Origin of the sequence: Flavobacterium sp. S87F.05.LMB.W.Kidney.N, from assembly GCF_004366435.1 — a bacterium.
Classification (GTDB): Bacteria; Bacteroidota; Bacteroidia; order Flavobacteriales; family Flavobacteriaceae; genus Flavobacterium.
This window is the reverse complement of sequence record NZ_SODX01000004.1, coordinates 512392-528687: the sequence shown is the minus strand read 5'-3', so window position 1 is coordinate 528687 and position 16296 is coordinate 512392. Positions and strand designations below refer to the sequence as shown.

At 34.9% G+C, this 16296-nt stretch carries 10 protein-coding genes; 2 read left to right on the top strand and 8 right to left on the bottom strand.

Annotation, left to right across the window (positions count from 1 at the left end; genetic code table 11):
* Together EDB96_RS14850 and EDB96_RS14845 are read left to right on the top strand one after the other, a co-directional pair.
* Positions 1-1248 carry an efflux RND transporter periplasmic adaptor subunit gene (locus tag EDB96_RS14850; RefSeq protein WP_134141681.1) on the top strand — a complete coding sequence of 416 codons (1248 nt, stop codon included), beginning with the start codon at positions 1-3 and terminating at the stop codon, positions 1246-1248.
* A 244-nt stretch (positions 1249-1492) separates the two neighbouring features.
* Positions 1493-3499: a heavy metal translocating P-type ATPase gene (locus EDB96_RS14845; protein ID WP_134141680.1), complete on the top strand. Its 2007-nt coding sequence runs from the start codon at positions 1493-1495 to the stop codon at positions 3497-3499.
* Between the two features lie 85 nt (positions 3500-3584).
* Here EDB96_RS14845 and EDB96_RS14840 read toward each other — a convergent pair whose 3' ends face one another.
* The 8 genes from EDB96_RS14840 to EDB96_RS14805 all read right to left on the bottom strand — a co-directional run bounded on the left by EDB96_RS14840 (position 3585) and on the right by EDB96_RS14805 (position 16293).
* A complete protein-coding gene (locus tag EDB96_RS14840) occupies positions 3585-4727 on the bottom strand; it encodes a cytochrome-c peroxidase (RefSeq protein WP_134141678.1) in 1143 nt (380 codons plus the stop codon).
* A 219-nt stretch (positions 4728-4946) separates the two neighbouring features.
* Positions 4947-6413 carry a hypothetical protein gene (locus tag EDB96_RS14835; protein WP_134141677.1) on the bottom strand — a complete coding sequence of 489 codons (1467 nt, stop codon included), beginning with the start codon at positions 6411-6413 and terminating at the stop codon, positions 4947-4949.
* Entirely contained in the window at positions 6400-7860 is a 1461-nt protein-coding gene (locus tag EDB96_RS14830) for a RagB/SusD family nutrient uptake outer membrane protein (protein ID WP_243839352.1), read from the bottom strand. Before EDB96_RS14830 ends, EDB96_RS14835 begins: the two co-directional genes overlap by 14 nt.
* Before the next feature lie 4 nt (positions 7861-7864).
* Complete coding sequence (locus EDB96_RS14825) at positions 7865-11224, bottom strand: SusC/RagA family TonB-linked outer membrane protein (RefSeq protein ID WP_134141675.1); 3360 nt, start codon at positions 11222-11224, stop codon at positions 7865-7867.
* Between the two features lie 7 nt (positions 11225-11231).
* Positions 11232-12341: a FecR family protein gene (locus EDB96_RS14820; protein ID WP_134141673.1), complete on the bottom strand. Its 1110-nt coding sequence runs from the start codon at positions 12339-12341 to the stop codon at positions 11232-11234.
* 67 nt (positions 12342-12408) lie between these two features.
* Positions 12409-13008 carry an RNA polymerase sigma-70 factor gene (locus EDB96_RS14815; RefSeq protein WP_134141672.1) on the bottom strand — a complete coding sequence of 200 codons (600 nt, stop codon included), beginning with the start codon at positions 13006-13008 and terminating at the stop codon, positions 12409-12411.
* A gap of 485 nt (positions 13009-13493) precedes the next feature.
* Positions 13494-14840: a DUF3526 domain-containing protein gene (locus EDB96_RS14810; RefSeq protein WP_134141671.1), complete on the bottom strand. Its 1347-nt coding sequence runs from the start codon at positions 14838-14840 to the stop codon at positions 13494-13496.
* A 1-nt stretch (position 14841) separates the two neighbouring features.
* Entirely contained in the window at positions 14842-16293 is a 1452-nt protein-coding gene (locus EDB96_RS14805; protein ID WP_134141669.1) for an ABC transporter permease, read from the bottom strand.
* Positions 16294-16296 lie beyond the last annotated feature (3 nt).

Genomic DNA, 16296 nt, shown 5'->3' with positions numbered 1-16296 from the left:
ATGAAAATAAATTTAACCGCAAAGATCGCAGAGATTTTATCGCAGAGTCCGCAAAGAAAGTTAGCCTACAGCTTACTGCTTATAGCTTACTGCGGCATTTTAAATTCTTGCAATGAAAAAAAGACAGAGGAAATACACGAAGAAGAAAAATCACAAACGGAAGTTGCTTTAACCGAATCTCAATATAAAACTGTGGGTATTGAAACAGGATTTGTAGAAAACAGAAACCTGAATAAAATCATCAAAGCCAATGGCTTCACGACAGTTCCACCGCAAAATTCCGCTGAAGTTTCGACTTTAATTGGCGGAACGGTAAAAGATATTTATGTTTTGGAAGGAACATTCGTGAACAAAGGAAAAGTTTTGGCAACCATTCAAAATCTCGAAGTGATTGAAATGCAGGAAGATTATCATTCGGCTTCTGCCAATGTCGAATATTTGCAGTTAGAATACAACCGCCAGAAAACCTTGAGCGATGAAAATGTAAATCCGAGAAAGGTATTTCAGGAAGTAAAAGCAAAATTAGCGGCCGAAAGAGCGCGTGCGCAGGCAGCCAAAAACAAATTAGAAGCTTTGCATGTTTCCACAAAAGGAAGTTCGTCTTTAGTTCCAATTGTGGCTCCGATAAATGGTTACGTTGGAAAAATCAATATTGCGAAAGGCGCTTTTGCCAATACTGGAGTTTCGCTTTTTGAAGTGGTTGACAACAGCCAGATGCATTTAGATTTGAATGTTTACGAGAAAGATTTGGGTTCTATTTCGATTGGTCAGATAATTGATTTTGTATTAACGAATCAGTCGAATAAATCCATTAAAGGAAAGATATTCGGAATCAATAAATCTTTTTCTAACGAAAGTAAAACCGTTGCCGTTCACGCCAAAATCGATCCAGCCGATGCCAAAGGTTTGATTCCTGGAATGTATGTTTCTGCTAATATCAATATTACAAATGCAACCGTTCCTGCATTACCAAAAGATGCTGTAGTTCGAAATGCAGATAAGTATTTTGTTTTTGTACAAGAAGAATCGCATACTAAAGAAAAACACAAGCATACCGAAGGCGAAAAAGAAGAATCTCATGAAAAAGAAATTCATTTTAAAGCAGTTGAAGTAATGCCAGGAACAACAGATTTAGGTTTCACAGAAGTAAAATTTGTAGATAAAATTGATTCAGAAGCAAAAATAGTTACTAAAGGGGCTTTTTATCTGCTTTCTGCCATGAAGGGCGGTGGAGAGCATGAACATTGATTGTTTTAAGATTCTGAGATGCTAAGTTTTTTTAATGCTGAGATTTGGTAGCAAAGTAGCAGAGTCTCCAATTTTCATTTAATATTAAATTGAATTGCCTACAGCTTTAGATGGAGGCAATTCAAAATATAAAACTTAGTGCCTTAGCGCCTTTGTGGCAACAAACAAAATGCTTAAATTTAGAACATTAATTTATTCAAAGGTTAAACTTGCAGCCTGAAACAAATAAACTTGAAACTTTCCCATGATACATCAAGATAAAGAAGTTAAAAATATAAAAAGTAAACCCAAAACTGCCTGCTGTTGTTCGCATGACGAACCCGAGCATTCTGATAATGATGGGCACGACCACGACCACGACGGACACGATCATGAACATAATGTAGAAGGCAGCGGGTTTAAATTGTTTTTACCTGCCATAGTTTCATTCGTTATATTATTAATCGGAATTGCCTTTGATAATTACTTTCCACAAAGTTGGTTTACAGGATATGTGAGAACTATTTGGTACGCCATTGCTTATCTTCCAGTTGGGCTTCCTGTTTTGAAAGAAGCTTATGAAAGTATCGTAAAAGGAGATGTTTTTTCAGAATTTTTCTTAATGTGTATTGCCACAATTGGTGCGTTTGCTATAGGAGAATATCCAGAAGGTGTTGCCGTGATGTTATTTTATACGATTGGAGAAACCTTTCAAGGAATGGCAGTTAATCGGGCTAAATCTAGTATTAAAAGTTTATTAGACCAACGTCCCGATGAGGTAAATATTATTGAAAATAATACTGCAGTAAAAGTTAAGGCAAAAGACGTTCAGATTGGCGCTGTTATTCAGCTGAAAGCGGGAGAAAAATTAGGTTTAGATGGCGAATTACTATCAGACTCAGCTTCGTTCAATACAGCAGCTTTAACGGGAGAAAGCAAACCCGACACTAAAAAGAAAGGCGAAACAGTTCTGGCCGGAATGATAAACGGAAACACAATTGCAGAAGTAAAAGTTACGACTGCTTATAATGACAGCAAATTGTCTAAAATTCTAGAATTGGTGCAGAACGCTACTACAAAAAAAGCCCCTGCAGAATTATTTATTAGAAAGTTTGCTAAAATCTATACGCCTATTGTAGTGTATTTGGCAATCGCTATTTGTCTGGTTCCAATGCTTTTTGTAGACAATTATGTTTTTAGCGATTGGCTGTATAGAGCCTTGGTTTTTCTGGTAATTTCTTGTCCTTGTGCTTTGGTAATCAGTATTCCGTTGGGTTATTTTGGAGGAATCGGTGCTGCCAGTAAAAACGGAATTTTGTTTAAAGGCAGTAATTTTCTAGACAGTATTTCCACGATTCAAAATGTTGTTGTTGATAAAACCGGAACCATGACCGAAGGTGTTTTTAAAGTGCAGGAAGTCATTATAAAACCTGAATTTGATAAAGAAGAAATCCTGAAGCTGGTCAATGCTTTAGAAAGCCGAAGTACACATCCCGTTGCAACTGCAATTCATAATTATGCGGGACAAATTGATACTTCAGTTGAATTGAAAGATATTGAAGAAATCTCGGGACACGGATTAAAAGCTTCATATAATGGAAAAGAACTGCACGTAGGGAATTTTAAGCTTCTGGATAAGTTTTCTATTGCTTACGACATTGATCCGACATCAATAGTGTACACTACAATTGCAATTGCTTACGACCAGAAATTTGCGGGCTATTTAACCATTGCCGATGAAATAAAAGAAGATGCCCAAGAAACGGTTACCAAACTAAAAACTTTAGGAGTTAAACTAACCATGTTGAGCGGCGATAAAACCAATGTAGTACAATTTGTTGCAGATAAACTCGGAATTGTAAAAGCTTTTGGGGATTTGCTTCCAGAAGATAAAGTCAATAAAGTAAACGAAATTAAAGCCAGAAACGAAACTATTGCTTTTGTCGGTGATGGAGTAAATGATGCACCCGTAATTGCCTTGAGCACAGTCGGAATTGCAATGGGAGGTTTAGGAAGCGACGCCGCAATTGAAACCGCAGATGTTGTCATTCAGGACGATAAACCGAGCAAAATTGCAATGGCCATAAACATTGGGAAGCAAACCAAAAAAATCGTCTGGCAGAACATCACTTTAGCTTTCGTCGTAAAAGCTTTTGTTTTAATTCTCGGCGCAGGCGGACTGGCAACAATGTGGGAAGCTGTTTTTGCTGATGTTGGAGTAGCCTTACTAGCAATTTTGAATGCTGTTAGAATTCAGAAGATGAAGTTTTAATTTGTACCAAAAATAAAAGCCCAGTTCCCAAAGAAAATGGACTGATTAGATTTACAGATTTAGGACAATTTACAAACTAACTAAATTATTTCGGCATTTCTGGCACCATAATTCTTCTGGTTGGCGTACTCAAAGTTTCAATAAAAGCTAAAAGATCACTTATTTCTTCTTTGCTTAAATTTAGTTTCTTAAGTGCAGGATCTACTTTCGGAATTAGTGAATCTCTTGGAGTTCCCAGATATTTTTTCTGAACGGGAGAAGGATTTCCTCCATTATACAATTCTACCACATCTAAAAGAGTTGGAAAATGCCCGTGATGCATCCACGGTTTTGTGTTTACCACTTCGCGAAGCGTTGGCGTTCTGAATTTGCCAATGTCTTTTACATCTTTCGTTACATTATAACGTCCGAAATCTTCATTTTTTGTTCCGAATAAAGTCTGACCGTCATTATGAAACTGATTGTCGCTGAAATAAGGCGTATTATGGCAGTTGATGCATTGCGCTTTGGTTCTGAATAAATGCATTCCCTTAACCTGAGAATCAGTATAAGTCTCTGATTTTCCGCTCACAAAATGATCAAATTTACTTTTCGGACTATTAATTGATCTTTCGAAAGTCGCAATTGCGTACTGAATTCGTTCCAAAGTCACTTTTTTATCTCCAAAAGCGGCGGCAAACAGTTGATTATAACCTTTAATCTTGGCAATTTTATCTACGGCAATCGTTAGTTTTTCATTCATTTCTAGCGGATCTGAAACAGGAAACTGCGCCTGATCTTCTAAACTATTAGCGCGTCCGTCCCAAAATAAGGATGTGGCATACGCCGAGTTTAAAATTGTCATCGAATTACGTTTTCCCGTTTGGCGATCATGCCCGAAAGAACGCGTCAAATTATCCGTCCAGCCCAATTCCGGATTATGACAGGAAGCGCAAGCAATTTGTCCGCTTCGCGATAACCTCGGATCAAAAAACAAGATCTTTCCCAAACTTTCTTTTTCCTTAGAATACGGATTATAAGCTGGATAAGGAACCGCAGGAAGTACTCCAATATCCTGAAATTTAGTTTTATCGATACTTTCATGCAATTCCGCAGCAGGCCATTTGGAAGCATCACCGCCAGAATAAATTTTTCGTAATTCCTGAACATCAATATAATCTGGTTCTTCAACGCTTTTATAAGCCGACAAACCCAACAGTAATAGGAGAGGGAAGATTAGTTTTTTCAATTTGCTTTGTTTTTTATGTTTTTGTTTTTTTGTTTTTTTTGTTTCAGGTTTCAGGTTTCACGTTCTGCAGCAACCTGAAACCTGAAACTTTTTTTTTACCCGCCAAAAGCTTTGGTAAAGTTTAAAACTTTGACAAAGCTCTATCGCGATCAACCATCAACCATCAACCATCAACCATCAACCATCAACAATTAACAATTAACAATTAACCATCAACAATTAAAGAGTTACTTCTTTCGGGCATTCAATATTTAAAGGAGTTGGTTTGGTATAAACTCTATTATTGTACATTCTGTATTGCGTAGAAACAGTTCCTCCGAAAAGTTTCTCGTTTGTTAGTTTTAGTTCAAATGAAATTTCGTATAAACCGTTGCTGATTTCTTTGTAGGTTCCATCTCCAGAAATGGCAATTTGATACGTGTTTGCTGCACTTGATCCGATTGTAATATCCTGCGGAATTACGAGAACTGTTCCTTCTGTTTTGCTGTTTCCGTTTGCTGGGAAAAACTCTAACGCTGAGGTGATATTAAATCCAGGAGAAACTGCAGCCGAATTACTTTCATTTGAAAACCATCTTTTTAAGCCAAAAGAATTAACTGTATTAGTCCCAGTTGAAACATTAAATCCGATTTTGAAAGCGTCGTGGTATACATCGTCATTTGGATTTGCTGTTCCTTTATCGCTGTATAAAATAGCATTTTCGTTGTCTTTTGTTACAATAACCGGAAAAGTTAAAGCGTTAAAAGTCTGCCATGTACAGTTTCCATTATTATTGAACCAATGTTCGCCGTATGTCAAATAAAAAGCATTGGTTGGATCTGTAAATTTTGATGCGGGATACGCCTGAATATCTCTTGGCGATTTTATAGGTTTTACAATAGTAAGATTAATACTTCCGGTGGCGTTATAATTTGGAATATTTACTAATGTAATTTTTGATTCATAGCGGGCATCATCATTTTGAATATCTTCAAGCAGTGTTAAATGATAATTGATGGAACTTCTGTTGTCACCAAAATCGTCATGCGTTAATGAATATTCAAAACCATTTTGGAATTTGAAAATAGATGCATTTTCTATTTCAGAAGGGAAAAATCCGTTAGGGAAATTTACTTTAAAATCGATTGTTTCTCCAACTTCTCCTTTAACAACTAATTGATTAACAGGAAATGTATAGTTTGTAGTAATTGCGGCCAGATCAATTTTAAAAGTATCATTTAGATATTCTGTATTTAGATTTCCAATATGAATTTCTGGATCTGAAACAGTTTCCAATTTTAAAGTAATACTCTGATTTGCAGCCCATCTTTTATCAAAAGAAACGGCGATAGTATCGGTTAGTTTAGTTCCTTGAAAAGTTAACTGATTAACTGGATTTACTGTAAAACTTTCGTTATCACCTGTTGATGATACTGCACTAAAATTGGCAGTAACCGTATTTTTTAAGTTACGAGTAGTTAATGCAACTGGCACTTTCAATGTTTTTACTGAAGTATTTACGTAATTAGACACAGGAACTAAACTTCCGTTTACAGTTGGATATTCTACAGGTGTGTTATCGCTTTTTACCAAGAAATTGAATCTTAAAAACGGATCAATTTCAGAACCTAATTTATAGTCATCTTTTGAACAGGAAATAAATAGTACTCCTATGAACAATATGCTAAATATCTTAATACGAGTCATTTTGTTGTAAGTTAGGGTTGAGATTAGTGTTGAATGTTGGTATTGGCAATACAAATTTTAAAGAAGGATATGTCAAGCTGCAGCTAGTTGAAATACAGCCGTCATTTCTTGAAATATTCTTATGATTGCGAACAAGATCAAAAAATAAATGACCTTCAAAGCAAAGTTCTTTTCTTCTTTCTAATAAAATATTTTCTTTAAGATTCACCGTACTAGTTAATAATGCAGCATTTGCACGGGCGCGGATAATGTTGATATCTGCCATAGCGATATCCGCTCTGTTGGTTTCATAAGCAGCTTCGGCACGTATTAAATACATCTCACTCAATCTGAATGCAACATAACCCGCATTATTTTGGAATTTTCTAGTGAAGTTATAATTTACAGGAGCTAAAACGCCATTTACTAAAGTCTGCAATGGCTGCGTCAGGAATAATTGTTTTCTTAAATCCGAATTTTCATAGAGATTAACCAAATCATCAGATGCGACATATTTATTATAGCTTGTTGCCGATGTATATCCAAAATAGCTTGCCATAGAACTACCAGCAACACCCTCAGAATCTTTTGGAATTGAAAATTCTAATAAAATTTCAGATACAGGAAGATCTGTTTTTGCCCATTCGCCAAGATAATTGTCTTTTTCTACTAGGTTAACTTCAGAATTTGTAATGACATCATTTGCAGTTTCATAAGCGTTTGTCCAGTCGTTTTTTTGTAAATATACTCTCGCCAGTAAAGCCTTAGTACTGTTAACATTAAAGTAAGAATATGCAGGTCCGTTAAGTAACGAACTTGAAGAGTAATTACTAATAGCCTCTTTTAAATCGTTCATAATTAAATTGTAAGTATTAGCAGCAGTTTCTCTGGCCGGGTATTGTATTCCTTCTTTAATTGATTTTGTGTTGTAAACAATTCCTAAATGAGAAGCATCTGGAGTATAATTATAATCTTGGCTGTAAACAATCGCTAAAAGAAAATGTGCATAAGCTCGAATTGTCATAGCCTCGGCCGTAATTTGATTTTTTTCTTCTTCTGTAGCATCTTTTAGGGCAGGTGTGTACTCTAAAATTAAGTTGGCTTGATTTATAATATCATAGCTCCCATCATAAAATGATTTGAAGTTACTGGTTAGCGCTAGATCTTCAAAAGAATAAACCTGTTCAAGATTTCCCGGCGGCGAAATTTGACCTCTACTGGTTCCTGAAGCTGTTGGTGTAAATTTTATATTTCCTCCTTGTAAATCGGCATAAACAGCAAAACGTTCGCCTCTTACATTGGCTTCAAGTTCTGTATAAAGACCTGTTAAGGCAGTAATTACACCTTGTTTATTCTGCAAAAGCTCATCAATAGAAGTTTGTGTTCCAGGTTCTTGCTCCAAAAAATCACTACAGCTTTGTAATGAGAAAATCAGAAAAAATAATGTGATGTATTTTGAATATTTCATTTCTTTAAAATTTTGCATTAAGTCCCAGAGAAATTGTTCTTGCCTGAGGATAAATAAAACTATATTCACGTATTCCGTTCATTCCTTTCGGACTTTTTGCTTTGTACCAATATGCCACATTTGAAGCATCTGCAAAAACAGCAAGCGAATCCAGAAAAGTATTTTTCAGGGGCACATTATAACTCAAATTAATATTGCTGATTCTAACATACGTACCATCATAAACATATTTGCTTAAGTTAGAAAGAATAGGAGAGGATGTAACTGCTGACTGCGAAACAATATCTCCAGGATTTCTCCAGTGATCTGCTGCATTTACAGAAAGATTTCTATTTAGAGTATTGGAATATTTATCGATGTAAACATCAGAAATAAAAACATCTCCTCCAAGTTGAAAATCTCCTCTAACCGATAATGTCAGATTATTGTAAAATGTGAAGTTGTTGTAAAAACCTCCATATGCATCTGCCTGAGTATCTCCAATCGGCACCCAGTCTGCAACGGTATGAGTATCATTGTATGTTTTTGTATCGTAAATTTGTCCATTCTTTTCGACAAGATCTCTTCCAGTTGCAGGATCAACACCAACCCATTTTATTCCCCATAATGTTGTCGTGCTGTAGCCAATTTTTTGTGCTAAAGCAATATTTCCTAAAGCATAATCACTTCCTAAACCTTTTAGATCGGTTACTTTACTGTCTACTGTAGAAATATTGAAAGTAGTTGTCCATTTAAATGGCTCGCTTTTGATCCATTTAATTCTGGTAGTAAGCTCGAAACCTTTGTTGTACATACTAGAGGCATTTAATTGAACAGAATTATATCCAGTTTCTGTAGGAATATCTCTAGTCGTAATTAAATCACTTTTATTATCATAATAATATTCAAGTGTTAATTCGATTCTTTTAAAAATGTTAAAGTCAAAACCAACATTAAATTTTGTATTTTTCTCCCAGCTTAAATTGCCGTTTGGCGCGGCTCCCGTAGTTGCTCCAGAGTTACCATTATAATCGTTTTGACTAATATTATATAAACCTTTTGATCTGTATGAACCAATTCTTGAGTTACCTGTAGAACCGTAACTTGCTTTAAATTTTAAGAAATCAATCCAAGTGTTTGATTGTAAAAAGTTCTCATTACTTGTAATCCAGCTTAAACCAGCACCTCCGTTGAGGGCAACATTAGTATCATCTCCAAAAACCGAGCTCTCGTCGCGTCTTAAATTGGCTAGAACATAATAACGTTTTTTATAGTTGTAATTTACCTGAGATAAAAAGGAAACTCTAGAATTATAACTGATTTCATTTCGATACGTCTGACCGCTTTTCGATTCGTCAACTAAAGGCGTTGCTAAATTATCGTCCCTAACCGCATCGGTCACTTTATTAATCTGATCTGGATTTACGAATCCAACTCCAGATTTATAATTAAAATCTGTTCTGTCTTCAGACAATTCAAAACCTGCAATACCATCAATTTCGTGGTTTTCAGACAATTGTTTATTAAATAAAACTTGTCCCTGCCAGTTCCATTTAGTTGAATTTCTTTGATTTAAAAGTCTACGTCCCCATGCTGGATAAAGAATTCCGTTAAGTGTAAAAGTTCCATTGAACTGACCACTTTCGTTTGCAGCAGAAAAGTAACGATCTTGCTCTTTATCAGTGTAGTCCATTCCAAAAAGTGTAGAAAATTTAACTGCTTTACTTAACTGATAAGCTAAATTTATACTTCCTAAAAGACCATATGTCTGTGTTTCATTTTTATTTTGTTCAATAGCTGCCAGCGGATTTCCTCTTGTAATACCGCTCACTCCTAAATCTGCATAAGAACCATCAGCGTTGTAAACTGCAAGAGTTGGTAAATAGGCAAAACTAGCAAAAATGTTTGGAGCATCTTTTTGTACATAACTTGGGTTTAACATCAAATTTGCACTCCATTTGCCAGAATTGAAACCTAAATTAATACCTGCATTTAATTGTTTGGTATCGTTACCCAATTGCGGCTCATCAATTTTTGTATAACTTACGTTTGTACGGTATGAAAATTTTGAAGTAGCACCAGAAACATTAAAATTATACTTGTTATAGATTCCAGATCTGTTTAAAACCTCAAACCAATCTGTGTTTATACCATTGTAGGCAACAGGAACATAACCTGTTGTGGTGTTTTTCATGTATTCGTTTCTAAGCTCGGTAAATTGCTCACCATTTAGATACTTAATTCGGTTAATAGCCGATGAAACTCCAAGCTGATTAGAGAAACCAAATTGTGTTTTTCCTTTTCTTCCTTTTTTAGTAGTGATTAAAATAACACCATTTGCTCCGTCAGCACCATAAATACCAACTGCCGCAGCATCTTTTAAAACCGATATTGTTTCGATATTTTCTGGAGCAATTTTCATCAGCGGATTGGCTAAATTTTCTGCAGTATCGCCACTTCCATCAAAAAAAGAACTATCAATACCGTACTCTTCGCTCATTACCACACCATCTACAATTATTAAAGGCTGAGTAGAAGTTCCCGTTTTTGCTCCTGTTAAAGATGATAATGTTCCCTGACCACGAATATTAATTTTTACCGGACCACCAACACCAGAAGTATTTTCAACCATTACCCCGGCAATTTGCCCTGTAATCATTTTATCGATGCTTTCTGAAGCTTGTTCTACCGCAATATCTTTGGCATTTAAAGTCGAAATACTTCCTACAATTTCCTCTTTTAATTTTGTAGTTCCATAAGATGAAGTAATAACAACAGGATTTAATTCGTCTGTAGTTTCCTGAAGATAGAAAACAAAATCTTTATTATTTCCTGCTATTTTTGACTGAGATTCCATTCCTAAAAAACCAACTTCAAGTATAAGATTCTGGATGTTATTTCCTTTTAACTGATAAACAAATTTCCCGTTAAAGTCAGTTATAGCACCCATTCCAGTTCCTTTTATACGTATAGTTGCGCCTGGAAGCGGTTGTTTGTCTGTGGCATTATAAACCGTTCCGCTGATGAATCGTTCGGTTTCCTGCGGTGTGCCAGAATCATTTGTAGAACTTGCACTGGTCAGTAAGACCTGCTTTTTCTGAATGTAAAAAGAGATATTTTTTCCGTTAAATAGCTTTGTTAAAGTGGTTTCCAATGATGCGTTATCAACATTAATATCAGCTAATTGTTCCACATCAATTTTTCGGGCATTGTAAATAATCCTATAATCGGTCTGCTGTTCAATCGATTTGATAATTAGGCTTATAGGTTTGTTTTTTACATGTAATGTAATAGTTTTATTTTGAGAAAAAGCTGAAAAACAGGATAATAGGAAGCCTAAGAAAAATAGAATTTTTCTTAAATTGGAATGTATCGTAGATGTCATGTTTTATTTAGTTATGGGAAATTGGTGTTATGGTTATGGTGTTTTGTTTAATAGAATAATTGAATGGCGTGTCACGTTTTAGGAGTTCTAAAATATTGGCGACACTAGACTCACTAATTTTTATTGAACCTGTAAAATTCTGTCTGGCCAAAACAGTATTTTCGTTGATAATTTCAACGTCATAAGTACGTTCAATAATTTTTGCAATAGTAGAAAATGGGGTATTTTGAAATACAAGTTCGCCTTGAGTCCAAGCTTCATAAACAGCTGTGTCAACTGTTTGTGTTACGATTTTTTTTGACTCATTCTGCCAGACTGCCATTTGGGACGGTTTAAGCAAAACGGCGTTCAAAGGATTGTCTTTTTCAGACATTTGGATACTTCCTTCAACCAAAACACTACTCACAGTTTTGTCTTCGGGATATGCAGTCACATTAAATTTTGTTCCGAGAACCTCAATATCAATTTTATCAGAATGTACAATAAACGGATGCTGTTTATCTTTGGCAACTTCAAAAAAGGCTTCACCAGTTAAATAAACATTCCTTTTTCCGTTTATTCCAAATTGCTCTGGATAGCGTAGAGTAGTTCCAGAATTTAAACTTACAAAGGTACCATCTGAAAGTGTAAGCTTAAATCTTTTTCCATACGGCACTGTCAGAGTATGGTAAGAAACTTCTTTATCGAGAACTTTTCCGAAATAAACAATTCGGTCTGAAAATTTTCGGGCGATTAATTCGCCTTTACTATTGACTAAATTATTCTCATTTTTCTGCGTGAAATATTCAAAACTTCCATCGCTTAATTCCAGAACAATTTCTTTAGAAGCTGTTGTTCTTTCATTAAAATAAAAAGCGAGCCCTGCTAAACCAATTAAAACCACAAGAACGGCCGCGTAACTAAAATACTTTCTTGCATTGTTTTTTGGTTTCAATGCCATTACGGAAGCAGTATTAGGTGAAATAGTTCCACTAATTGCTGTTAAAGTCCAAGTCTTTTTTAAAGTTATAAATTGACTTTTGTTTTCTTCTGAAGCATCAATCCAATCAAAAAGTTCTTGAACTTCTTGTTCTGAAGCTTCATTAGATAAGTATTTATAAATTAGTTCCGATGTCATAAATGCGTTTTTAAACTTGTCGCTATAGTTAGTACACCTCAGAATTAAAATACCCTACCTTTTATTCTTAATTATTATAAATAAGGATAAAAATTAGAAATAAATAGTCGGATAATTTTGTTTTTAAAATCTTCAAAGCCTTTGTCATATGGGCTTCTACAGCTTTTAAGCTAACATTCATTTCTTCGGCTATTTCTGCATTTTTTTTATTCTCAAAGCGTTTTTTTATAAAAACTTCGCGGGTTTTGGGCGGTAATTCGTTAATCGATTCCTGAATAATACGCTCCAATTCTGTTAATTCTAGTGTGTCGAACTGAATTGAATTTAAAACCTCAATATCCAATTCTCGTTCTTTGTGGTTAAGCAGGTCATTCTTAAATTTGTCCTTCACTTTATTGTGGCGGATTAAATTCAGACATTTTGATTTGGCGTAGGTAAATAAGAAAGCTTGAATACCGTTAATAGATTCTACGTTTTCTCTATTTTGCCATAAGTGTAGTAAGGCTTCTTGAGCAAGGTTTTCAGCTTCGTCCTGATCGTAAATAAACTGAACGTTGAAAGATTGGATTCTCCTAAAATATTTATCGTAAAAAAACTTAAATGCAGTTTCGTCTCCTTCCTTAAAGGATTTGAAGAGATTTAATTCGAAACTGTTATTGTGGTTCATGAAACGAAATTTACTTAGGATAAGCAATATTAAGTAAATTTTAAAAACTACTCAGATTTGCTCAGAAAGCGGCAAATATAAAAGTTTATTTATATTAGTTCTAAATAAAATAAAATTATTAATTGTTTGCAGAAATTTTATTCAGAATAGGTTTAGAAACAAGAATTTGCTTGTGTTTTTCTAATGCAAAATTGTTTGATAGGCTGATATTTTTAACGCAATCCCGAAGCCTCAGGACGCAAAGGTTTTTTGATAGACTTGATATTTTTAACGCAAAGAGTGCAAAGATTTTTTGACATGCTGAGTTTTATAAAAACACAAAGTTCGCAAAGCTTTGTAAGAACTTTGCGAACTCTGTGTAAAACCTCTGTTTTCTCTGTGGTTAAAAACGTTTTACCTATCCAAAGCTAAAAACTTAGCGTCCCGAGGCTTCGGGATTGCGTAAATCTTAGCGTTCTTTGCGGTGAAATTATGCGGTTAAAAAATTAAATTGCTTCACGTTTAAAATTCCTCCATCCAAAACCAATCATAACTAAATTGAAAAGCAGTAATGGTAAAAATGCTTTTGCAAAACTTATTTGTGTTGGATCATTAAACGTTTCGACTTTAAACTTATCCCATTTTTCTGCATTTACGGGAGCTTCTGAGAATATTTTTGGATAAAAATACAATCTCATTTTTTCATGAAAATGCTTCGTTTCTTTCAAAAATAAAAGCTGATTTCCTAAATCGGCGTGGGCGATTTCGTTTAGTTGCAGCTGCGTATGAAGCGTGGGTATAAATTGTGCAATTCTCTGACTGGCAACGTTTCGCTGCTGTAATTTGGTTTCCAATTCGCGGGATTCTGCTGCCGACTCATCGTCGCCCATTTGCTGCATCGCGTAATACCAAAGCCAGCTGAATTCTTTTTCTGGTAAAACATAACTTTTAAACTGCGGGTAGTGTTTGTAAAATTTCTCCACAGTCTCATTTTTATCCATGTCCCATTTTTCGTGATACGCATTTCGCTGTTTCAAAGTCAGTTCTAAAGCTTCTGGAACTTTGTATTGATTAACGATGTAAGCATTAATTCCGGCAGGAACAACGATTATTAAAAACAACCAGACCGTCAATAATAGAACAGCATTAAAATTAGAATGTTTTTGAAGTGAAACAATAAAAAAGCATACCGAAAACCAAAACAAAATATACAGAATCCCTAGTCCGTAAAAGAGGATAAAAGTCTGATCCAGTGGAATATTCAAGAATAAAACAGCTGTCAAAAGTAAAATAGTAAACAATGCGATTAAACTCAAAATTCTAACGTAAAATAACTGTAGAATGTAAATGAAGGTATTCTGACTTTGCGTTGCTACAATTTTCCAAGTACCGCTTTCTTTTTCTTCTGAAATAAGATTGTACGAAAAGGAAATAATTAAAAGCGGAAAAAGATAAATCAGTACAAAACTGAAATCGATATTTCCTGCCAGAAGATTATTAGGGTTATTGAGTTCTGAATCGTATTTCTGACCTTCCAATCCACGAATCGTAACACTTTGAATAGAAGGATTAACATCGCGTTGTCCGATCGCTAAACTGTTTATAGGCAGTGTTTTATTAACTAAGGAAAACTTGATGTAATACAGTAAAAGTCCGATTTCATCTTTATGAAATGCGGCATTTCTGGCGATATGTTCTTTCTGGTAAACGGCAGCTTGTTCGATATTACTCTGCTGTTTGTCCTGAAATTGTTTTCCAATTAAAAGACTTATAAAACCAATGCACAACAAGAAAAGCAGCCCAATTTTGGTTCCTTTTGACCGAATGAAATTTTTATATAATAATGCTAACATATTAAATGGCTTTAAGTTTTTTGGATGCAATTCGAACTAAAATGAAAAGCAGTGAAATCCAGAGAATAATTGAAATAATCGAGATAATTTCGTTTTTAAGAACCGTTCCGATTTTTTTAGGTTCGTAGTGAAATTCTTCTACATCGGCCCAATGTTCTTTACCAATCGTAAGCGGTTTATCATTTGGTCCAGGTTTTTTATTGCTGATGTATTTAATCTGAAGTCCATTCATTTTCTGCGCCATTGCATAACGATAATCTTCGGCTTGTTTTTGAAAATCTACATACGATTCGTAATCGGTATTGGATAAACCCATCGATAAGTTTTTCATCGCGATATACGGATTCAAAAAGGAAACTGTCTTTGAAAAGCTATTTTGCTTTTTGTAAATTTTTAAAAGCTCTGCTAAATGCTCATTGTAAATTCTGGAACTAATTTTTTCTCCTTCGGTCATAATATAACCAGAGTAATTAAAGGGAAGTTTTTGCACAGAATCGACTTTGTAAGCGCGCAGCAGTGAATCTTTTATGGCTTTATAATGCGGATCATTCGGATTATGGCTGTCTCCCTGCTTCAGAATATCTTTTTCGATCTCACTCTGAAACTGAATTTTAGACGGCGCTTCGTAGATATAAGCCCCAATTGCCTGAGTTGTTCGGGGTAAAATAATCGTAAAAACCAGCCAAATTCCGATTAATGAAATCAAAGCTTTTTTTGATGTTTTGGCTGAAGCCGAAATTAAAACGGCAATCACACAAAAGAAGATCAGATAAATAAAATGAAAAAGAATGAATAAGACCATTTTAATCGTTTCATCTGAAGAAATGGTAAAATTCTGAAGCAACAGCCAGATAAAAACAAGTACCAAAATCGTCGGAATAAAAAGCATCATAATCACACTTGCAATTCCTAAAATTTTACCCCTTAAAAGTTGTTTCCAACTGATTCCCTGACTCAAAAGCAGTTTTAAAGTTCCGTTTTCTCTTTCGGCTGCGACCGCATTAAATCCGAGGAAAAAAATAAGAAGCGGTAACAAAACCTGCAGCACCATCGCAATACTGATTTCGCCAAAACGAAGCATACTGTTCGAAAATCCAGCTTCAGAGAAATTGGCTGTATTTTGTTTGTGGGCTTCCAAGAAAATTGCATTTCCAAAAAACGGTTCCATTCCAAATTCGAAAACACTTAATGGTGTACTTTTTCTAAAAGCAAAGTTTCCATAATGCGCCATTCTATGCGGATTCTTATCTGGATTTTTCAGCCAGTCTTCTCGAGATTCATGCTGATATTTTTCGCTGGTTTCATTTTGACTCTTGTAATTGTCCCAGCCTGTGAATGCGGCATATAAGAGCAAAATTCCAATAAAAATGGTAATAATATAAACTGCCTGATTTTTAAAAATCGAGTTTTTAAAATGTCTGGCTATAAGGAGTTCTGTGTGAAGTAATTTCATATA